The organism is Weissella sp. DD23 (genome assembly GCF_001579105.1).
Lineage (GTDB): Bacteria > Bacillota > Bacilli > Lactobacillales > Lactobacillaceae > Weissella > Weissella cibaria.
On the sequence record NZ_KQ970435.1, the window covers coordinates 1 to 671 of the forward strand.

Here is a 671-nt window from a genome sequence, read left to right on the forward strand (position 1 = left end):
GTGGATACATCGGCGACGGACTTCTTGCTCACGCCGGACCAATTACAGGGCGCGATTGACACCTATGGCGATCAACTAGTGGCGGTTGTGCTGAACTATCCATCAAATCCAACTGGGGCAACCTACACGTCGGAACAATTATCGGCGTTGGCAGATGTCTTACGTGGGACGGACATTACAGTGATTGCGGATGAAATTTATTCAGAGTTAGTTTATGACGGACAACACACCTCGATTGCCCAGTACTTGCCCGACCAAACGTTGGTCTTGAACGGGGTATCGAAGTCACACGCGATGACGGGTTACCGCATTGGGTTTGTGGTGGGCCCAACGGAATTAATTCGTGCGGTCGGCTTGATTCACCAATTTGCGGTGACGTCAGCCTCGAATCCAGCGATGGCCGGGGCTGCGGAAGCACTGGGTACTGAAGCTGGGCGCCAAGATACGTTGGCGATGAAGACTGAATATGCGACTCGGCGTGATTACTTGGTAAAGGCGTTACGCGAACTTGGTTTTGCGATTCCGCAACCAGCCGGGGCCTTTTATGTCTTTGCGCAGATTCCAGATGGTTTGGCGCATGATGACGTGGCCTTTAGTTTGGCGCTTGCCCAGGAAGGCAAGGTCGCGGTTATTCCAGGATCCGCCTTTGGGATTGGCGGGGCCGGCTACAT

At 53.8% G+C, this 671-nt stretch carries 1 protein-coding gene; it reads left to right on the forward strand.

Annotated features, from left to right (window positions below):
• Positions 1 to 671: aminotransferase class I/II-fold pyridoxal phosphate-dependent enzyme (locus tag WEIDD23_RS12095; RefSeq protein ID WP_156469665.1), on the forward strand; the 671-nt coding region annotated here is incomplete at both ends.